This window comes from Microbacterium zouquanmingi, from assembly GCF_052266695.1.
Classification (GTDB): Bacteria; Actinomycetota; Actinomycetes; order Actinomycetales; family Microbacteriaceae; genus Microbacterium.
Window position 1 is genome coordinate 166,868 of record NZ_JBQPQZ010000004.1, and the last position, 19,755, is coordinate 186,622.

General features: G+C 64.6%; 18 protein-coding genes and 2 pseudogenes. 8 read left to right on the forward strand and 12 right to left on the reverse strand.

The window, feature by feature from the left end; genetic code table 11:
- Positions 1-7: 7 nt before the first annotated feature.
- Both ACTU6U_RS10215 and ACTU6U_RS10220 read right to left on the reverse strand, forming a co-directional pair.
- Positions 8-1,249 (reverse strand): Fic family protein, encoded by a 1,242-nt coding sequence (locus tag ACTU6U_RS10215; RefSeq protein ID WP_443469011.1) that lies wholly within the window; start codon positions 1,247-1,249, stop codon positions 8-10.
- Positions 1,250-1,510: 261 nt separating this feature from the next.
- Positions 1,511-1,993: a MarR family winged helix-turn-helix transcriptional regulator gene (locus tag ACTU6U_RS10220; protein WP_443469012.1), complete on the reverse strand. Its 483-nt coding sequence runs from the start codon at positions 1,991-1,993 to the stop codon at positions 1,511-1,513.
- 177 nt (positions 1,994-2,170) lie between these two features.
- On the opposite strand from ACTU6U_RS10220, the pseudogene ACTU6U_RS10225 reads away from it, so the two are divergent.
- The 3 genes and pseudogenes from ACTU6U_RS10225 to ACTU6U_RS10235 all read left to right on the forward strand — a co-directional run bounded on the left by ACTU6U_RS10225 (position 2,171) and on the right by ACTU6U_RS10235 (position 4,992).
- A pseudogene (locus tag ACTU6U_RS10225) lies at positions 2,171-3,204 on the forward strand (LLM class flavin-dependent oxidoreductase).
- Between the two features lie 37 nt (positions 3,205-3,241).
- Positions 3,242-4,324 carry an Atu2307/SP_0267 family LLM class monooxygenase gene (locus ACTU6U_RS10230; protein ID WP_443469013.1) on the forward strand — a complete coding sequence of 361 codons (1,083 nt, stop codon included), beginning with the start codon at positions 3,242-3,244 and terminating at the stop codon, positions 4,322-4,324.
- Positions 4,321-4,992: an NADPH-dependent F420 reductase gene (locus ACTU6U_RS10235; RefSeq protein WP_443469014.1), complete on the forward strand. Its 672-nt coding sequence runs from the start codon at positions 4,321-4,323 to the stop codon at positions 4,990-4,992. Before ACTU6U_RS10230 ends, ACTU6U_RS10235 begins: the two co-directional genes overlap by 4 nt.
- 199 nt (positions 4,993-5,191) lie before the next feature.
- Here ACTU6U_RS10235 and ACTU6U_RS10240 read toward each other — a convergent pair whose 3' ends face one another.
- The 4 genes from ACTU6U_RS10240 to ACTU6U_RS10255 form a co-directional block, all read right to left on the reverse strand.
- A complete protein-coding gene (locus tag ACTU6U_RS10240; RefSeq protein ID WP_443469015.1) occupies positions 5,192-5,743 on the reverse strand; it encodes a small multidrug efflux protein in 552 nt (183 codons plus the stop codon).
- 212 nt (positions 5,744-5,955) lie between these two features.
- Positions 5,956-6,690 (reverse strand): GOLPH3/VPS74 family protein, encoded by a 735-nt coding sequence (locus ACTU6U_RS10245; RefSeq protein ID WP_443469016.1) that lies wholly within the window; start codon positions 6,688-6,690, stop codon positions 5,956-5,958.
- 72 nt (positions 6,691-6,762) lie between these two features.
- Positions 6,763-7,524 (reverse strand): helix-turn-helix domain-containing protein, encoded by a 762-nt coding sequence (locus ACTU6U_RS10250; RefSeq protein WP_443469017.1) that lies wholly within the window; start codon positions 7,522-7,524, stop codon positions 6,763-6,765.
- Between the two features lie 66 nt (positions 7,525-7,590).
- Positions 7,591-8,433 carry an alpha/beta fold hydrolase gene (locus ACTU6U_RS10255; protein WP_443469018.1) on the reverse strand — a complete coding sequence of 281 codons (843 nt, stop codon included), beginning with the start codon at positions 8,431-8,433 and terminating at the stop codon, positions 7,591-7,593.
- 206 nt (positions 8,434-8,639) lie between these two features.
- On the opposite strand from ACTU6U_RS10255, the gene ACTU6U_RS10260 reads away from it, so the two are divergent.
- Positions 8,640-11,369 carry a LuxR C-terminal-related transcriptional regulator gene (locus ACTU6U_RS10260; RefSeq protein WP_443469019.1) on the forward strand — a complete coding sequence of 910 codons (2,730 nt, stop codon included), beginning with the start codon at positions 8,640-8,642 and terminating at the stop codon, positions 11,367-11,369.
- Positions 11,370-11,532: 163 nt separating this feature from the next.
- Here ACTU6U_RS10260 and ACTU6U_RS10265 read toward each other — a convergent pair whose 3' ends face one another.
- Positions 11,533-11,796 (reverse strand): hypothetical protein, encoded by a 264-nt coding sequence (locus ACTU6U_RS10265; RefSeq protein WP_443469020.1) that lies wholly within the window; start codon positions 11,794-11,796, stop codon positions 11,533-11,535.
- Between the two features lie 112 nt (positions 11,797-11,908).
- Positions 11,909-12,487, reverse strand: coding sequence for a TetR family transcriptional regulator (locus ACTU6U_RS10270; protein WP_443469021.1), 579 nt, complete (start codon positions 12,485-12,487; stop codon positions 11,909-11,911).
- Between the two features lie 134 nt (positions 12,488-12,621).
- On the opposite strand from ACTU6U_RS10270, the gene ACTU6U_RS10275 reads away from it, so the two are divergent.
- Positions 12,622-13,029: a DUF4260 family protein gene (locus ACTU6U_RS10275; protein WP_443469022.1), complete on the forward strand. Its 408-nt coding sequence runs from the start codon at positions 12,622-12,624 to the stop codon at positions 13,027-13,029.
- 11 nt (positions 13,030-13,040) lie between these two features.
- Here ACTU6U_RS10275 and ACTU6U_RS10280 read toward each other — a convergent pair.
- Positions 13,041-14,051, reverse strand: a pseudogene (locus ACTU6U_RS10280) (thiamine pyrophosphate-dependent enzyme); the annotation flags it as partial.
- 67 nt (positions 14,052-14,118) lie between these two features.
- The gene (locus tag ACTU6U_RS10285; protein ID WP_443469023.1) at positions 14,119-14,697 is read right to left on the reverse strand and encodes a hypothetical protein; all 579 of its coding nucleotides are present in this window, start codon (positions 14,695-14,697) and stop codon (positions 14,119-14,121) included.
- A gap of 200 nt (positions 14,698-14,897) precedes the next feature.
- Here ACTU6U_RS10285 and ACTU6U_RS10290 point away from each other — a divergent pair, with 200 nt between their 5' ends.
- Entirely contained in the window at positions 14,898-15,671 is a 774-nt protein-coding gene (locus ACTU6U_RS10290) for an SDR family NAD(P)-dependent oxidoreductase (protein ID WP_443469024.1), read from the forward strand.
- A gap of 55 nt (positions 15,672-15,726) precedes the next feature.
- Here ACTU6U_RS10290 and ACTU6U_RS10295 read toward each other — a convergent pair whose 3' ends face one another.
- Both ACTU6U_RS10295 and ACTU6U_RS10300 read right to left on the reverse strand, forming a co-directional pair.
- Positions 15,727-16,509, reverse strand: a complete 783-nt coding sequence (locus tag ACTU6U_RS10295) for a MerR family transcriptional regulator (RefSeq protein ID WP_443469025.1) — start codon at positions 16,507-16,509, stop codon at positions 15,727-15,729.
- A gap of 545 nt (positions 16,510-17,054) precedes the next feature.
- Positions 17,055-17,528: a carboxymuconolactone decarboxylase family protein gene (locus ACTU6U_RS10300; protein ID WP_443469026.1), complete on the reverse strand. Its 474-nt coding sequence runs from the start codon at positions 17,526-17,528 to the stop codon at positions 17,055-17,057.
- Positions 17,529-17,851: 323 nt separating this feature from the next.
- Between ACTU6U_RS10300 and ACTU6U_RS10305 the strand changes: the two genes are divergently transcribed.
- Both ACTU6U_RS10305 and ACTU6U_RS10310 read left to right on the forward strand, forming a co-directional pair.
- A complete protein-coding gene (locus tag ACTU6U_RS10305) occupies positions 17,852-18,778 on the forward strand; it encodes an ABC transporter ATP-binding protein (protein WP_443469027.1) in 927 nt (308 codons plus the stop codon).
- Positions 18,775-19,656 carry an ABC-2 transporter permease gene (locus tag ACTU6U_RS10310; RefSeq protein WP_443469028.1) on the forward strand — a complete coding sequence of 294 codons (882 nt, stop codon included), beginning with the start codon at positions 18,775-18,777 and terminating at the stop codon, positions 19,654-19,656. Before ACTU6U_RS10305 ends, ACTU6U_RS10310 begins: the two co-directional genes overlap by 4 nt.
- The last annotated feature ends 99 nt before the right edge of the window (positions 19,657-19,755 follow it).

The following is a 19,755-nucleotide window of genomic DNA, read 5'->3' on the forward strand; positions in this document are numbered from 1 at the left end:
CGTCGCGCTACTCTGCTGACATGCGCCGAATCCGGGCGGCGTACTCATCAAGCACGCCCAGGATGCCGCTGTGCTGCCACACTCGCCCGCGAGACTTGCCCGTCATCTCGACAAGCACGCCCCTCGCACTCATCGCGTCGAGGGCACGGAGCGCCGCCATCTCCCCCAGTCCGAGCGTCTGCACGAGGTATTTCGCATTCATCACAGGCTGGCTGACCAGTGCCGGAAGAATCCGCCACGCAGCCGCATCAGAACGGATTCCCGCCAGTTTCGCGCGAGAATCCTCGAGCTGCGCTGCGAGATCATTCACGAGGTCGCTGCCAGTGACGGCGGCGATACGACTTGCGCGCGCAAGCTCATGAATGATCTGAGCGGCGTCGCCTTCACGAAAACTGCCTAGCGCTGCGAAGTAGCGGTTGACATCGACAAGGAGCCCGGCGGAGATCGGTACTGCAGTCGATCTCACAAGACCCTTATTTCGGAGAATCGATTGGGCGAGCGCTCGCCCTGTGCGACCGTTGCCATCGGGGAACGGGTGGATCGTCTCGAACTGTGCGTGCGCAACAGCAACTTGCACCAGCACTGGAAGGTCTTGCCTCTGCACGAACGCCACGAGATCCGCGATCGCGCCGGGAACGCGGTCATGGTGCGGTGCAACGAAGTCCGCGGTTCGTGGGCCGGCCTCTCCTAGCCCAATCCACACCTGTTCGCCCCGGAAGCGACCGGCGAGCAAGGGATCGAAACCATGCTGATGCAGCATCAGCGCCTCGTGCATCGCGAGGATGGATCCCTCGCTCACATCTCCCGCCAAGCTCAGTGCTGCCTCCATCGCGTGAACGTTGCCCACGACTGCACGCGCGTTCGCCCTATCGCCCTCATCAATCTCGGCAAGGGCGAGTTGCTTTGCCGACGTCGTCAACTGTTCAATCTGAGAGCTCGAAGCTGCCTCCGTGCGCAACAGAATCGCAGCCATCGGACCGAGTGCGGGGCTGTCGTTTGCGAGCGTGCGCTGCGCATGAAGATCAAACTCGACCAACTGGCGCGTTGCGTCTTCCACATCAGCCAACGCTTCGACCGGGAGCCTGGGCGACCACCCGGCAATCGGTGCGGTGACAGCAGCCTGGTACGGCCCAGTCTGACGCATCACCTCCGCGCGCGAATACATTTCTGGCGCACGCGGCTTCCATTCGAACCTCTCAAACGAGATCGGTTCGATGGGGATCAGTGGATCGGCGACTCCTGTGGACATCACCCCACCTTACCAACACTTACGCACCTAAATGTTGGCAAGATACTGAGTTGGCAACATCTATCCAAGAGCAGCAGCGTTGTCCGTCTCGTGCGTGACTCGTCATGCTCGGAAACGAGCGAGTGCAGGATAGTCCGTGTAACCGCCGACCCCACCTCCGTAGATGGTGGCGGGATCGATGCTGGTCGTGGCGAGCTCGCTGTGCCTGCGCAGCTTCGGAAAGCACGGGTAGTCGCGCGGCAGACGAAACTTACGCTGCGCTCACTCCCTCACCTCTGGGTTGTCCGACTCCAGATGCCTACGCAGCGAGGCGGCGATCTCGTCGAGGTGCACGAGCTGTTCCGCGGTGAGAGCATCGACAAACAGTTCGCGCACCGCGCGCAAGTGCGGCACGGATCCGGCACGGAAGACCTCCTGGCCGAGGTTCGTCGCGGTGACGTCCACCCCGTGCACATCGTCCACGCACGCGATGCGGCGGATCAGGTCGCGCTTCTCCATCCGGCCCAGGTGGTGGGACAGCCGGCTGCGCTCCCATTCGATCAGCGCCGCCAGCTCTGACGATCGCAGCACGCGCTGTGGCGCCTCTGTCAGGGCGAGCAGGACCTGGTAGTCTGCCGCCGAAAGCGATGACTCGCTGAGCAGGCGCTTGCCGAGACGTGTGCGCAGCGACTGTGCGGTCTCGATGTACTCCCGCCAAATGCGCAGCTGCTCCTGCGTGGGCAGCGTCCGGTGGTCCTCAGGCATCTCGTCTCCCTGCAATGCACTCGTCGGAATAGACGCGTCAATACCCATGTTGCAGCATTGACACGTCAATCCGGATGTGCCGGTGACGGGAAGGTGCTGATCATGGTCATCCGATCAAGTGAAGTCGAGTTCGGGCTGAACTCCTTCGGCGACGTCGCCACCGACGGCGGGCGCGTGATGTCGGATGCTGAGACGTTGCGGCTGCTCGTCGATGAGGCGCGACTGACCGAGTCCGTCGGACTCGACGTGTTCAGCATCGGTGAGCACTATAGGGAGGGCATGGTCGACGCGGCGACTCTCGTGATCCTCGCGGCCGCGGCACAGGCCACATCGATCATTCGCCTGGGAACGTCGGTGACCGTCCTATCGACGCAGGACCCCGTGCGGCTCTATCAGCAGTTCGCCACCGTCGACGGCCTCTCCGGTGGGCGGGCGCATCTCGTGCTCGGGCGTGCATCGTCGATCGAATCGTTCCCGTTGTTCGGCTACGTCATCGCCGAGTACGAGCAGATCTTCGAGGAAAAACTCGACCTGTTCCTGCGCCTGATGCGTGAGGAGTGACCTGGAGCGGACAGTACCGCGCGCCGCTGGAGAACGTGCGCCTCCACCCGCGGATGCCTGAGGGTGGGATCCCCGCCTGGATCGGCATCGGCGGAAGCCCCGACTCGGTCGTGCGTGCGGCCAAGAATGGTCTGCCCCTCATGATGGCGATCATCGGCGGGCGCCCCGAACGGTTCGCCGGGCACGCCGAACTGTATCTTCGTGCGCTTTCGCAGTTCGGCCAGCCGGAGCTTCCGATCGGCCAGCACTCCCTCGGCTTCATCGCGGACACCGACGAAGAGGCGAAGAATACGCACTGGAAGCACTGGCAGCCCGTTGTCACGGCGCTGAGTGAGGAGCGTGGCTTCTACGCGCCCACCCCCGAGCGGTACGAGACCGAGGTCAGGACAGGTGCACTGTACGTCGGATCGCCGGAGGCCGTGGCCCAGAAGATCGCCGGCATCGTTCGCGCAAACCATCTGTCGCGCTTCGACCTGAAGTACGACGTGCTGCATCTGCCGCGGGACGCCCGAGAGCACAGCATCCGCCTGTTCGGCGAACGCGTCGCACCCCGTGTGCGCGAACTGCTCGACGAGGACCCGGGCGAGTGGCACCTCACCGGGCGTGCTCCCGCAGAGATCGTCAAGGGCGGCAAAGCCGCCCACGCCTGAACCCACCACAGCTGAGATCCACGAGAAGAAAGAGATCATGAGCGACTTCACCAACCTTGAGTTCGGCATCGACACGTTCGGAGACCTGCCCCGCGACGACGAGGGGGCCGTGGTCTCCTACGGTGCGGCGATCCGCGCCACGGTGGCCGAAACAGTACTCGCCGACGACCTGGGCATCGAGGCGGTGGCGATCGGCGAGCACCACCGCCCCGAGTTCGCGATCTCGTCTCCCGAGACAGTGCTGGCGGGGATCGCGACCGTGACCGAGCGCATCCGGCTCGGCTCGGGCGTCACGGTGCTGTCGTCGGACGACCCGGTGCGGGTGTTTCAGCGCTTCGCCACGCTCGACGCCCTCTCGAACGGGCGTGCCGAGATCATCCTCGGCCGCGGATCGTTCACCGAGTCGTTCCCGCTGTTCGGCTACGACCTCTCCGACTACGAGCTGCTGTTCGATGAGAAAATCGACCTCTTCCATGCCCTGCTCGGTGAGAAGCCGGTGACGTGGGAGGGGACGACGCGTGCCGCGCTGCACGAGGCGGATGTCTTCCCTAAGACCGATTCGGGCCGGCTGCGCACCTGGGTGGGCGTCGGCGGCTCGCCGCAATCGGTGATCCGCACTGCGCGCTACGGGTTCCGACTCATGCTCGCGATCATCGGCGGGGCACCAGCCCGCTTCGCACCGTACGTCGACCTGTATCGCCGGGCGACCGAACAGCTGGGCAGCACCGCCTACCCGGTGGGCATGCACTCCCCCGGTTTCATCGCCGAGACAGAGGAGGAGGCGATGGAGACGTTCTACCCCGGATACAAAGTGGTCCGCGACCGGATCGGTGCGCTGCGCGGGTGGCCGCCACTGAGGCGCTCCGAGTTCGAAGCGGACGTCGAGAGCGGATCGCTGTACGTCGGCTCGCCGGAGACGGTCGCCAGGAAGATGGCCGCCGCCATCCGCACGCTGGATGTCGGCCGGTTCGACCTCATCTACACGGCCGGAGGTGCTCTGGCCGCGAGCGCGCGTCTTCGCGCCGTCGAGCTGTACGGCAGGAAGGTGATTCCTATGGTGCGTGAGCTGCTCGCTGAGACGCCCGCTGCGTCCTCGACCGGGGCGGCGTTCCAGCGATGAAAGCGACCGATGAGATGGAGAGCAGCCTGACCGTGAGCATCCTCGGCGCCGGCAAGGTCGGTACGGTTCTCGCCCGCCTCGCGGTCGCCGCGGGGTTCCGTGTACTGATCTCTGGTTCCGGCGACCCCGAGCGGATAGCGCTGACGATCGATGTGCTCGCCCACGGTGCAACCGCCGTCCGCTCGGGGCAGGCTGCCCGCGAGGCGGACATCGTCGTTCTGGCGCTGCCGCTCGGCAAGTACCGCACTCTGCCGGTCGCGGAGCTGGAGGGCAAGCTCGTCGTTGACGTCATGAACTACTGGTGGGAGACCGATGGTGTCCGCGACGATCTGAACGACCCCCGCACCTCGACGAGCGAGGTCCTTCAGGGTTTTCTGTCGGACTCGCATGTTGTCAAAGCGCTGAATCACATGGGCTATCACGACCTCGAGGAGGAAGCCCGACCCTGGGGCTCGGCGGACCGGAAGGCGATCGGCATCGCCGGAGACAGGGACGCTGACGTGGACCGCGTGGTCGCGTTTATCGACGACCTGGGTTTCGACCCACTGATCGTCGGTCGTCTCGCGGACGGAGCGCGCCTGCAGCCCGGCCAGCCCGCGTTCGGAGCAGCCGTGTCAATCGACGACCTCCGAGAACTTATCAACGACGGATCCTTCCTCATCGCCTAGTGCGGTGCGGACGCGTCGCCTCGGCTTAACCACACCACGAGCGATCGCAGTCAGCGGACGCCCAGCGTTGTCATCTTCACCCGGGCGAGTATCTCCTGGCTGGTTGATCCAAGGAGGAAACGCGCGACCTCGCGGTGCTCGCCCGGGCGAGAGTTCCACCCGGGCGAGTCGCGCGTGAGCATCTCGGTGAAGTTCCGCGTCAGACACCGACGAGGAGGGTGAGCGCCGCCCAGACAGACACCGTACCAAAGGTCGTCCAGATGGCGATGGCCACGGCCTGCCAGAGCAGCACCCACGCCCGGGGCGTGCCCCCGGCGACCAGGATGGCGGATGTGAACTGCGTCGGGATCGCCAGCGGGCCGAGGATACTGGCGCCGGGAACGCCGAATCGGGTGAGCCAGCGCTTGAATTTCGCGCGACCCTTCGACTCTGGCTTCTCAGCAGCGAAAGCCTCAGCAGAGCTCACCGCCCCGGCGGTCGCCATCACTCGCGCCGTTCTGCGATCGACCACTGCCGTGCGCGCGCGAGAGGTGATAAGAACCACGAGGAGTACACTCGCGAAGTTGCCGATGGCACCTGCGGCGCCCGCGATGATCGGGTTGATCCCTCCTACGACGCCGACCATGGCCGCGAGTTCGCCCTCAACGAACGGGACCGCTCCCGCGAGCATGACGACGAACGGCTGTACCAGTTCGGGCACATACGCCACGAGGTCTTGAAACCCTCGCACGAGCTGTTCGATCGGGTTCACTTTTCTACTTCCTTTCTAGAAATTTTCACGGATTCTCTATGTGTGACCCATTAGAATCTGTGTTCTCGGAACCGAGTCAAATCGACAGCTGAGGACCGTGGCGTAGAGCGGTCGACCGGCCGTGAAAGAGGATCGGCCGCGCGGTCGCAGCATGATCGAACCGCGAACCGGCCTGGCCTTCCGTCGATGACTTGCGGGACTGCCCCGCTGCGCTAGGAGCGCGGCAGGACGGCGGCGGCGACGATGACGTTGCTGACGATGAGGGAGGTGACGCTGCGAGCCACAGCCTTCGCAGTCGCTCCTGCGCCCCAGTTTCCCTCTTTGAGTTCCTCGGCCCGCGTGATCACCGGGGACGTCCATGGGATGTCGTGGTCGAACTGCGGGAGAGTGCCGCTGCCGTAGAGGAGCGCGGCGAGCGCGGCGGTCCGGGGTGTGGGTTCGGCTCCGTCGACGAGCACGGCTCGGATATCGGCGAGCAGCATCCGCCGGCGCGCGGAGTCCCCCTCCTCGATCACGGAAGACGGAATGAAGCCGAGCGACCTGTGAGCACGGCGACGCAGCTCGCCGCGCTCGATCAACCTGTCCAGCAGCGGCTCGCGCAGCGTCGGGCCCGTCGCAGCCAGAACCGTCTGCACTCCTCGAGGCTTGTCGGCCACGTACTCCCAGGTGGCGCGCAACAGGTGATCGGACGGCGGGTTGTCTGCCACCGCCTCGACCGTCAGACCGCCCAGCCGTCCCGTACCGGTCCGCAGATGGGCGCCGAGGCCGAGGTCGGCGAGCACTGCGCCAGCGAGGACGTAATAGAGCGTCCCCTCGCCGGCGATCGTACCGGACTGCGGTTGGAACAACACCAGGAGGAGATCCTCCGCGAGTGTCTGCTCGCCGCCCGCCCGGCCGCCGCTACGCTCCTGGGGGGAGACACCGGGATCACGCTGTTTATCGGTCATACTCTGCTCACCTTTCTCGTGCTTGCAGACGAATCCTGCGACGGCAGTCTCCACCGTGTCCCCAGCACACAGTCAACCCGCTCCGGCCTCCGGCCCCTCTCCCGATTCCTGAAGCTTCTGCACCAGCTCTCGCGCAGCCTCGTGCGCCTGCCCCAGCACGTCGAGTTGCGCCGGGTTGTACAGCTCGAGGATGGCCTCGACCATCGTCTGCGAGGTGACGTAGCCGCTCTTGGAGAGATGCGTCGCCGGATCGTTCAGCCACGGGTAGTCGATGAGATTGCGCGCAAGACTCTTGGCGAGTCGAGGGACGAGCGAGCGCCTGGTCTCCTCATCGGCATCGGACGGCAGCCGGTCGAGATCGGCAGCCACGTCCTCCGCGTCCTCAGCAATCTTCTGGATGTCGGCGAGCGCCGCCTCGTCGTACAACTGCGTGTAGATGTGGACGATCGAAGTGTCGGTCTCGGACAGCCTGCCCGCCACCGACTCGAACCCGGCCGGGGTGTCTGCAGGAACCTCATCGCGCAGGATGACGGCGATGTCGGCTCGCGCCTTCTCCAGCCTGCGAATGCTCTCCTCGAGCTCGGCGTCGAGCTCACGCATCGTCTGCGGCGTACTGTCAGCGCCCGCTCGAACGGCACGAATCTGAGAGAGGGGCACGCCGAGGTCGGCGAGACGGCGGATGCGCAAGAGGCTCACGAGATGATGCACCTCGTACTGCTTGTATCCGTTGTACTCGCGCTCCGGTTCCTCGAGCAGTCCGAGCCGATGATAATGGCGGACCGTGTTCACCGTCGTCCCAGCTCGTTCCGCGAGTTCACGAGTGCTCCATGCCACGAAATCCTCCTTTGCTGCTCCGCGTATAGGGAAGGTGCAGTCGTCGCCTCGCGCTCGTGATGAGGATCACTGGGCGAGGAAGGATGTCAGCGCGTTGTTCACGTCGTCTGCGTGGGTCCAGAGCAGTCCGTGAGGCGCGCCTTCGATCTCGACGTACTCGGCATCGGGCACAGCCTGGCGGAAGCGGCGGGCGGTGGCGTCGATGGGCAGGATGTTGTCTTTCGTGCCGTGCAGGATGAGGGTGGGCTTGCCAGCGGCGCGAACGGCCTCGACATCACCACGAAAGTCCTCGATCCAAGACGACACCACGGCGTAGGCGGCGATCGGGGCACTGGTGACAGAGAGATTCCAGTTCGCATCGACGACCTGCTGGCTAACGCGTGAGCCGAGGTTCTCGTCGAGGTTGTAGAAGTTCCGATAGAAATCGGTGAACCACGCATACCTATCAACCTTCGCGGCAGCCTCAATCCCATCGAATACGCTCTGCGGAACGCCCTCCGGGTTGTCGTCGCGCTGCACGAGGTACGGTTCGAGCGAAGCAAGGAAGGCGAGTTTCGCGACCCTCTCATGTCCGTGGTTGGCGACGTAGCGAGCAAGCTCCCCCGTGCCCATCGAGAACCCGACAAGAACCACATCCCGCAGATCGAGAGTGTCCAGCAGAATGTTCAGATCAGCAGCGAAGGTGTCGTAGTCGTAACCGGTGCTGACCTTCGACGACTGACCGAAGCCCCGGCGGTCGTACGTGATCACGCGATATCCCGTCGAGAGCAGGGCACGCGTCTGCTTCTCCCAGCTATGCCCGTTCAATGGGTACCCGTGGATCAGCACGATGGGCTGCCCGACCCCTTGATCTTCATAGTAGAGATGGATCGGGGCGCTGTTCTCTTCCCCAACGCTGATGTACCCCATGAACAGATCCTTTCGCTCCGGCCTGCCGAGTGCGGCCGCTGGGATCAGCAGATACCCTGTGGTCGCAACAGGGTCAAGAGATTCTCATCCGTCAGGTGCACGGCGGATCAAGAAGTTTCCGCGCGGGCTTCCGTCGAACCAGTCATAATGACTGTTGTAGGGACACACTTCGACGGGGGCGTTGTCGCGAGGAAGGAGACGGGCCGTTGCTTTTGGGTCGGCACGCAGAGTGCCGCCAGAGCGAGCAGCTGCTGAGTGAGGCCAGGGCCGGGCGCAGCGGAGTGATTGTGGTGCGCGGCGAGGCTGGCATCGGCAAGACGGCCGTCTTGGAGTTCCTACGCACGAAGGCCGAGGAGCTCGGCTTCCGCATCGAGACGTCAACAGGTATCGAGGCCGAGACGCAGTTCGCCTACGCAGGCCTGCATCAGGTATGTGCTCCCCTTTTCGACCTGATATCCACGCTACCCGAGCCGCAGCAGCTGGCTCTCAGCGTCGCACTCGGTCGCGACGTCGGCTCCACACCCGACAGATTCCTCGTGGGTCTCGCAACTCTCGGGTTGTTCTCCGAGGCAGCGGAGAAGAACGGTTTGCTGTGTCTCGTCGACGATGCCCACTGGCTCGACCGCGCGTCGGCCGAAGTACTCGCCTTCGTCGCGCGCCGGATCGAGGCCGAGCGTTTCGCCATGGTGTTCGGCGTTCGCGACGGCGAGGCAGGAGGCGCGGTCTTCGCCGGCCTCCCTGAACTGCGCCTGAAGAGACTCGGCGACGCGGATGCCCGCCTGTTGTTGGACTCGATCGTCCCGGCGCCCCTCGACGACGAAGTGCGGGAACGGATCATCGCTGAAGCCCGCGGCAACCCGCTCGCCCTGGTGGAGCTTCCCTCGCGCACCCCACCGACACGGTTCGCCGGGGGGTTTCAGGAACCCGATCTCTCGGACGTCTCCAGCCGCGTGCAGACTGAGTACCGGAATCGGGTGCATGGACTCCCCGAGGAAAGCCAGATGCTGCTGGTGCTCGCCGCCGCGGACCCGACCGGAGACCCCGCCCTGCTCCGGCGCGCTGCCGACCATTCGGGCATCGCTCCTGACTCGGCGGCACCCGCCGAGTCGGTGGGACTGCTGGAGATCGGTGCCAGGGTGCGCTTCCGACACCCCCTTGCCCGATCGGCCGTCTACCGTACGGCGGATCCGGCCGCTCGTCGCCGCGCCCATGCGGCTCTGGCGGCCGTCACGGACTCGGCATCTGAACCTGATCGCCGGGCTTGGCATGCCGCCCAGGCGGCCTCCGGGGTTGACGAGCACGTCGCCGGGGAGCTGGAGCGATCGGCCACTCGCGCAAGAGCGCGTGGAGGCTACGCGGCCGCCGGAGCGTTCCTGCTGCGAGCGACGCAGCTGACGCCGGATCCGACCGTGCGGGCAGGGCGCGCCCTCGAGGCGGTGCATGCCTTGCACGAGTCCGGAGCGTCCGATACCGCGGTCGATCTGCTCGCCACGGCCGAAGCGGGCCAGCTCGATGACTTCCAGCGCGCACGTCTGTCCCTTCTGCGAGCGCAGATCGCCTTCCACCTGAGCCGAGATCAGAATGTCCCCGAGATGCTCCTGCACGTCGCACGCGACATGGCATCGTTCGATGCGGACCTTGCCCACCAGACGCATCTTCGCGCACTTGACGCGGCACTCGTCCTGGGCGGTCCAACGTGGCGAACCGTCGCCGAAGCAGCCCTCGCCGACCCCTCACTCGCGCATGCCTTCCGACCGGCTGATCGACTGCTCTTCGCGCTCTCCGCAACGATGATCCGAGGATTCGCCGACGGTGTTCCCCCGCTCCGTGACGCACTACGATCGCTGTGCGATGCCGATCTCTCCGATGCCGAGACACCGCACTACCGGTCCTGGCTGTGGCTGGCGGCACGCACCGCGGTCGGCATCCTCGATGACGACCTCGCCTATCGACTCGCGGAAGCGAATGTCATATCGGCGCGAGCGGACGGAGCTCTGACGGGTCTCGCCACTGCGCTCAACTTCCACGCCAACATCCTGGCGCTCGGCGGCGAGCTCACTCGGGCTGGCGAGATGGCAGGCCGGTCGATCGCGATCGCGGAATCGACCGGCGGAGTGCCGATGCGCCATGCCGAAACCATCGTCTCCGCATGGCGGGGTGACGCTGCCACCGTGGCCAGGCTGCGGGAGCTCACATTGCGGGACCCCGGTCATCCTCCGGGAAGCGCGGAGGTAGCACTGGCCGAATACGCGACCGCTGTAGTGCACAACGCGCTCGGCGAGTACGAAAAGGCGCAGCGAGCAGCGACGATCACGTGCGCGTGCGTCGCACTGTCGCTGAGCAGCGTCGGTCTGGCTGAGCTGATCGAAGCATCGACTCGTGCCGGCGATCCGCAGAGCGCCGCCCGGGCTCTGGAGGAGCTGAGCACCCGTGCGGAGGCGTGCGACACCCCGTGGGCGCGCGGCCTCGAGGCGCGTTCTCGTGCGCTGATGCTCTCCGACGAGTCGGCTGAACCTCACTATCGCGCCGCGATCGAGCATCTCGAGGCCTCACGACTGACCGGCGAAGCGGCACGGGCTCACCTCGTCTACGGGGAGTGGTTGCGTCGCGCGGGGCGCCGCCAGCAAGCCAGGGAAGAGCTGCGGGTCGCGCACGATCTTCTCTCGCGCATCGGCGCGGACGGCTTCGCCGCGCGAGCGGCAAAGGAGCTCATGGCGACCGGCGAGCACCCACGTCGTCGCACGACCCCATCGCCCGATGAGCTCACGGCCCAGGAACTGCAGGTCGCGCAGCAGGTGGCCACCGGTGCCACCTCCCGGGAAGTGGGTGCGCAGCTGTTCCTGAGCCCACGCACGATCGAAGCCCACCTGCGGAGCATCTACCGCAAGCTCGGGATCAGATCGCGTCGCGAGCTGCGGGAGATCCGGCTGTCCTGATATCCGTCACCGCAAGCGCAGCAAGCGGCGCAGACGGCACCGTCAACCTAGAACACCTCCGAACACCTCCGCACATCTCGAGGGACGATGTCGCGCTCACCACGCCGACGATGCTGGAGATCAGCGAGCTCCAGTTCACCCTTGAGAGATCATTCATGTTGCGTCAGGGACGGCGTATGACGTGTCGCGAGATCAGAGAGAGATCGTCGGACGTCGGCCGACGGAACACGCCGCCATCCGCAGGGAACTCTGTTCCACGCGTCTTGAGGTGGGCGGCGAACAGCGGGCACACGGGCACGACCCCGAAGCCGGCGCTGCCGGCAGTCGAGCCGTCAGCGAGGGTGACGACGTACGCACCGACACGATCCGAAAGCTCGACCCTGACGGCCACTTGCTCTCCAGTCTTGTCCTTCAGTTGCGGTGGCATCTCATTTCTTTCCTCGGTGGACCCTCAGTTCACGCTGTGTTGTCGGAACAGGGTCAAGCGTGCGCGACGAAAGGTACCGGGCCGCAACAGCGATGAGGAGACGCCGATCAGGTCAGAGCGGCCGGCGGAATGAGCCTTCCGTAGCGAGCTCCAGCAGCAGGCCGCGGGCCGCCGCGATGCTCAGCTCGTCCTCGCCGCCCTGCAGCGCCGCGGCGACTACCCCCTCCGCTGCACGGCGAACGATCTGGATGCGCTCGGCACTGAGCCCGTCGGCGGCGAACTGTTCACTCCACCACGCGTCGTACTCCTCGAGGAGAGCGGCGATCGCCGGGATCGCATACAGCCCGTTCCAGTTGGCCGCCGAGGCGAAGTCACGCGCCGCCGCAGCTTCGGCGCCCCCTTTGCAGAGTGCACGAACGTAGGCACGCAGCATCTTCCCCGGGTGATTCTCTGACAGGTCGAGCTCGGCGACGACCGCCTCTCGGAGTTGCTCGGACACGTCCTTCACTACGGCGACGAACAGTTGGTCCCGAGTGCCGAAATGGTGAATCAGGCCGCTCTTGGACACTCCGGCACTCTCCGCGATCTCTGCGAGCGTCACACCTGTGCCGCTGTCGAGGATCGCGTGCATCGCCGCGTCCAGCACTGCCCGGCGAGTGCGCTCGGTGTTGCGTTTCTGCGGCTCCGCCATGGATCCCCATCTCATTCGGCCCAACTGACTATCTGGTCGATTCTAAGCACATCCCGCCGCATGGCGGTTTCACGACCAGCAGACGTTACGTGGGTCTTGACTCCGTCCCAGGAACAGGGTGTGAGGTAGAAGGCATGAGCCAGCACACATACGAGAAGAGCGTCGCGACCGTTCAGCGCCTCGAGAACGGCGCCATCGCGGTCGCCATCGTCATCGCCGTCATCGCCGCGGGACAGCCGTGGTGGTGGCTTGCCGCCGCCTTCCTCGTCTTCGACCTCTCCGCCCTCGGCTATGCCGGCAGCCCTCGCCTGGGCGCCCTCCTCTACAACGCCGTGCACAACTACACCGCACCGGCGATCCTGATGGTGGTGTACGCGGGATTCCTGCTCGGCGGGCAGGATCTACCCTGGCTCGCTCTCAGCGCCGCCTGCTGGGCGTTCCATGTCGCCGTCGATCGAGCGCTCGGCTACGGGCTCAAACTGCACGACTTCGCTCACACTCATCTCGGTCGAATCGGACGCCGCGCGACCGCTCAGTCTTGATGGCAGACAGCTCAGAACAACAGACGCCAGTCCGCTCGCGCCAGGTCGATCAGTTCATCTCCTCGACCCGACATGACCGTGCGGATCGCATACAGCGCGAAACCCTTCGCATGCGCAGCCTCGATCGCCGGAGGCATCGACAGCTCCTGCCGCTCGGTCACGACGTCGAGCAGAGCAGGACCGTCGTGGGCGAGCACCTCACGCACCGCTTCAGGCAAATCCTCGCTGTTCTCCGCCCGACGCGCGAAGCTGCCCATGGCCTCAGCGATCGGCGCGAAGCTGGGATTCGCGAGTCCGGTGGCGTAGGGAACCAATCCGGCTGCTTTCATCTCGAGTTCGTTGAAGTTGAGTGACGAGTTGTTCACCACGATGGTCTTGACCGGCAGTCGGTTCTGAGTGAGAGTGAGCAGCTCGCCCAGCATCATCGACAGCCCCCGTCACCAGCGAGCGCGACAAATCACGTCATCCGCCGCCTGCTCATCCAGGAGTCGGGCGAGGTACTGCAGATGGATGCCTCGACCGGTCTTCGTGGGGACTGCGAGCTCGTCGAGCTTCGCCCGTGTCTTGCGATAGTGCGCGGTGGCGTCGCTGCCGAGCACGAGCAGGGCATCCGCCATCTCCATCGCCCGATAACCCGAGGCGAAGCCGAGTAGACCCGTCATTCCGACGTCGAAGGGGTTGTCGTACTCGATGAACTCCTTGCCCCGCAGTGCGTGCACGATCGGCGCCCCCAGGCGGTCGGCCAGCGCGATGATCTCGTCGTGCGCACCCTCTACACCCGCGCCGACGAGGATCGTCACGTTCTTGGCCTCGTTGAGCAGGGTCGCGGCTCGTTCGAGCTCAGCGCCGCTGGGCACGACCACGGGATGGGTTCGCTCGATCACGACCGTGCGGTCATCGGCGATGTCGGACAGCGCGACATCGCCGGGGATCACCAGCACGGCGACGGACTCGACATAGACGCTGGACTCGCGAAAGAGTTCCTGCGGATTAGTCTCCTGAAAGTAGTCCGTGCCGATCTCGTTCGTACGTAGACGCGGTCGATCCCGTTGGTATGCAGAGTCTTGATGATGTTCTCAGCGACGTTTGTCATTTGAGGTTGATCCTTCCAGGAGGAGGGGAAGCCGTCACGAATGTCGAATCGAACTCACTCATGACCAGCGCGGCCGTACTGGCGAAGCTGGCGGTGATCATGATGACCAGTGACGGAATGTACGCGGGAGGCGAAGGGATCCATCCGTCGATGAGCCACGGCAGAGCGAACGCAAGGACGACCGCGAAGGTTGTGATCCATTCGTTCAGGATGAGCGGGAACGATGAGCCCGCCCCACCTCGCGTCACGATACGTCGAACAGTTCCGACGGTGGAGGCGAGCAGCATGGTGTTGAGCACGACGAATGTCATCGCACCCCAGATCGGGTCAGCGAAGACGAGTACGAGCGGCAGGAGCAGCGGAATAGAGTACGCGACGAACACCCACCTCACGGCGGCGCGCATGTATCGGTCTTTCGGGGTCGTCTTGCTGGTGGCCGACCTGTAGTGGGCAAGGTCGAGGTAGAAGAAGACCCCGACGATGAAGGTTCCGAGGAGGGTCCCCGCGACTCCCGCAATGGCGAGCAGGAACTCTCCGAGGTCAGCGTGCATGGTGCCCTCCGTCAGATCAGACATGGGTTCTCTCTCGGATGATCGAGATTGCGATATCAACCGAGTAAAGACCGTGTGCCAACCACAGGGTCAAGAAAGCCCACCTTCGGATTCGGTGTCGACGATTTCGCCTTGCCCACTGGGTTGAGCCTGTGGCGACCACAGGGCTTCTAATCGGCGTATCGACGCCACACAGGCATCGTGGGGCTAAGGAGAAGATCGTCATGACCACGCCAGATCAACGCGTCGCCATCATCACAGGCGCAGGAAGCACGCAGGGCATCGGATTCGCCGCAGCACGTCTTCTCGGTAGTGCCGGAAATCGAGTCGTGATCACGTCGACAACGGATCGCATCTTCCAGCGAGTCGCAGAATTGCGCAACGCCGGGATTCGGGCGGAAGGAGTTGTCGCCGACCTCACCGACCAGGCCGGTGTGAAGGCCGTCGTCGCGCGCGCGACGGACTCTTTCGGCGGCGTCGACATTCTCGTCAACAATGCCGGGATGACAGCCGTATCCGACTCGTACGCCTCCGGCGCGATCCGAGGAACATTCATCGACCATTGGCACGCCTCACTCGAACGGAACCTGACCACGACCTTCCTGATGACCCGCATGGTGGTCGACCTCATGCAGACCGCCGGCTACGGCCGAATCGTCAACGTCTCATCGGTGTCAGGTCCCGTCGCGGCATACGGCGGCGACGATGCCTATCACGCGGCGAAGGCAGGCATCCTCGGGCTGACGCGCTCGACGGCGCTAGACACGGCACCGTTCGGCATCACAGTCAACGCGGTCGCTCCGGGGTGGATCGACACCGCATCCGCCTCCAATCGCGAACGGCGAATGGGCGCCGCTACACCCGTCGGCCGGTCCGGCACCGCGGACGAGGTGGCGTACGTGATCGCATCCCTCGCTGGGGAGGGCGCGTCGTACATCACCGGCCAGCTCATCACGATCGACGGAGCCAACTCCATCAGCGAAGAGCGCGGGCGCTGAAGGTGTGATGCCGCCGAGAGAGAGACGCTCGGGGCGCTCGGCGCGAGGCGGTAGGTCACCGCGCGAGCACGAGAGCCTGTGACGGTTCGTCGCCCTCGGTATCGATTCGAGTCTCCAGCAGGTCGAACGCGGCCCGACTCGCACGCTCGAGCACGTCCCGCTGCGCCGGATTGTAGAGTTCGGCGACCGCTTCCGAGAGCGTCTGCCACACGACGCTTTCACTCCTCGACAGATGCTCGGAATGATTCCGAAGCCAGGGATAGTCGGTCAGATTCTGCGCGAAGATCGGCGCGAGAAGTCGCACGAGGCGTTCACGACTCGCCTCATCAGCGTCAGGCGCGAGTAGTTGAACTTGTGCGCCAATGCGGTCGACCGCCTCGTCGGCTTCCACCATGCGTCGCAGGTCAGCCATAGCGTGCGCGTCATAGAGCTGTCCGGAGATGTGCAAAAGCGAGCAATCCGACTCCGGGAGTCGGGACGACACGGATTCGAACCCTGCCGGCGCATCTGCGGGAGCATCCTCTCTCAGGATCGCGGCGAGGTCTGCCCGCGCATGCTCGAGCCTCTCGATGCCCGCCACCAGCTCCCCATCCAACTCACGCAGCACGTCCTGGCGACTCTCGCCCTCGCAGCTCACCTCATCGATCCGCCCCAACGGCAGCCCCAGTTCTACGAGCCGCCGGATCTGGAGCAACTGCACAAGATGACGCACCCCGTACTGCTTGTATCCGTTGAATCTGCGTTCGGGCTCATCGAGAAGCCCAAGGCGGTGATAATGGCGGACCGTATTCACTGTCGTTGACGCGATGTCCGCGATCTCACTCGTACTCCATGCCATGATGTGCCTCTCTGTCAGGTGCGTCGTGGTGGCGCACCCTTGACGTTCAGACCGATGATCAGGCTGCCTAGCGCGACGACCGCACTGGCGCCGCTCTCCGCGGAAACATGATTCGCGCTCGAGGCACCGGGACGCTTCCGTTCCGATCCGGCAGAAGGAGCCGAGATCGGGCGAACTCTGGTGATTGCCGGGTACTCACTCATGAGACGTCTCCTGTGGTCGAGACCGTTTTGCACGGTCGGGGATGATGACGACAGAATCCCATCAGTGGGATCCGATTCGCGTCGGTGGAAGTCACCTACGTCGTTGCGGTCCGGTACCGTACGACCGAGTAGGCGCGCCCACTGGACGTCGGAATCCCTACCCGAGGTATTCCACCCGGAGACAGGATTCCCCTACGAGGTGTCGACGTGCGGAGTCACCGCCGGAACAGTGCAGGCCGACGGGCGGTTCGGCTTCGCGGCGCCCCAGTGGCAACAACGCCAATATCCATGAGGAAAGCGCCAAAGGCGCACACGTGCGTCAGAGAGATCTGCCGAGGTGGATCATCGTACAAGTCGCCCATCGGAATCGCGTGGGCGCACCGGATGCTCGCTGAGGATGGAGATCCTGTTGAAAGCGTTGATCGCGACGGCTACCCACTCCGCTGCCACGAAGGTCTCCTCCCCGAGGAGCGACCGCGCGCCAGCCAGATCGACGATGGAAGCTTCAGTGAGATGGAGCACCGTGGTCGCCTCCGCCACCGAGAGCACCGCCCTCTCTCGCTCGTCGAACAGGCGAGCCTCCCGCCAGCCAGGTAGCAGATCCAGCTTCTGCTGAAGAACGCCGGCCTGTCTGGCCTCGCGGGCGTGCAGGTCCAGACAGAACGCGCAGCCGTTGATCTGCGATGCGCGCACCTTGATGAGCTCGGACTCCTGTCTCGACAGCCCTCGTTGCTCAGCCGCCGACAGTATCGCACTTGACAGCGCCGTCGCGGCCTGCCATGCCTCGGGTACGGCCTTGTCCATGAACGGTCGCATGTCTCTCCTCTTTCCACTTTCCCCTACCGGTACTCAAGCCCCTGTTCCCCGCACACGGTCAACCCTCCATCGACGACCCGCCGACTTGACCGAGCACGTTCACGTGCCGATCTATCATCACGTCGCCGTCGCTATCGGAAGCGGCAGGTGTTCGTCGCAGGGCAGGTCGCCTAGGACGAGAATGGCCGCCTCGACGGCTCGCACGATGTGATCGGCGCGGCGGAGGCTCAGATTTGACTGTGTCCCGACAACAGCGTGTGTGATGGCATCGTCCATCTTCCGCGGCGACGGAAGCTCACCGCCGCAGCCAAAAGGAGATCCTTGTGATTCACGCTCGTTCCTTGACCAAACGTTATGGAGTGAAGACCGCTGTCGACGGCATCGACTTCTCGGTCACCGGAGGGCGTGTGACGGGATTCCTTGGCCCGAATGGCGCGGGAAAGTCGACGACCATGCGAATGATCGTCGGCCTGGACCGTCCGACATCCGGAACAGTGACGGTCAACGGGCAGCCCTACGCCACGCATCGTTCTCCGTTGCACGAGGTGGGGGTGCTCCTGGAGGCGAGGGCTGTGCACCCCTCGCGGTCCGCGCGGAATCATCTACGCGCGCTGGCGTTGACGCACCGGATCAGTGCAGCACGTGTCGACGAGGTCATCGAGCTCACCGGTCTCGGATCGGTCGCGGATAAGCGCGTTCGAAGCTTCTCCCTCGGCATGGGTCAGCGCCTCGGGCTCGCTGCGGCCCTGCTCGGCGACCCGGCGACTCTGATCCTCGACGAACCGGTGAACGGCCTAGATCCCGAGGGCGTGGCATGGTTCCGCCAGTTGGCCCAGGGGTTGGCCGCGGAAGGACGCACGGTGTTCCTCTCATCGCACTTGATGAGCGAAATGGCGCAGACCGCCGACCATCTAATAGTTCTCGGTCGTGGCCGGGTTCTCGCTGACGCACCGATGAGCGAGCTTCTCGGGAACGCCTCCGGGCACGTGGTGGCGGTCCGCTCGGACGATTCCGGTCGTCTGGATGCGCTGCTCGTCGAGAACGGCGCGGCGGTCACACACGCGGAGACCGATGTGCTCTCGGTTCGCGGCATCGCCGCGCCACGCATCGCCGAGATCGCTGTGGGTGCGGAAATCGCCGTGCATGAACTCGCCCCGGTCACGACGTCGCTCGAAGAGGCCTACATGCAACTCACCCGCGATGAGGTCGAGTACTCGGCCTCCCAGACCCGTTCGGAGAAGACACGATGAGCACGACGCTAATCCCCGCCTTCACGGCCTCGCGACACGACCTCAGTTTCGGCGGGATCGTTCGCTCCGAATGGGCGAAACTTCTGAGCATCCCATCGACCTGGTGGACTTATGCCGTCTTGGTCGTGCTCACCGTCGGGATCACGACCCAGATGTCCGCCTCGACCAACTTCACCTGGCTCGAGGGAGGGCTCACCCAGCCGGGGATGCAGGCCGCAGGCGTGAACGCGGTAATAATCAGCACCGACCTCAATGTGCTCGTCGTGAGCGTACTGGGCGTACTCGTGATCGCCGGTGAATACAGCACCGGAATGATCCGATCAACCTTCACCGCTGTCCCACGGCGAGTCCCCGCACTGCTGGCCAAGTTCCTGGTGCTGGCCCTCGTCACCTTTGTGGTCAGCGCGCTTGCGGTGGCGATCGCGATCCCGATCTCCGTTAGCATACTTGCCGGTAACGGAATTGATATCCGCCTGAACGACCCTGACTACTGGCGAGGGATGATCGGCAGCGTCGGTTACCTCGTTTCGATTGCGCTCATCGCATTCGGAATCGGGGCCATTGCCCGTAACGTCGTCGGTGGCATCACGATGGCCCTCGGTGTTGTTCTTGTCATACCGATCGGACTGGGCTTGGTTTCCGGTGCTTCACAACCCTTGATCTGGTTGCAGAACCTCTCGCTGCTTCTGCCTTTCAACCTCGGCCGCGCGCTCAACACGCATCCGGGATATGCCGACTTCGCCTCACCCGGTTTGCCGTTGCCGCACCCCGAGGGGTTGTGGATACTCGAACCCTGGCAGGGAGCACTGGGGCTCGTAGCGTGGGTGATGGTGCTGCTGACCACCGCGATCGTGCTGGTGAAGCGCCGCGACGCGTGAGACATCGACATCCTGGTTTCGACTCCGGTCGTCTCACTCACGGGCGATACGGCCACCCCTCAAAGCGGTGCGATCGCCGTTGCTGAAACTCTTGGCAGC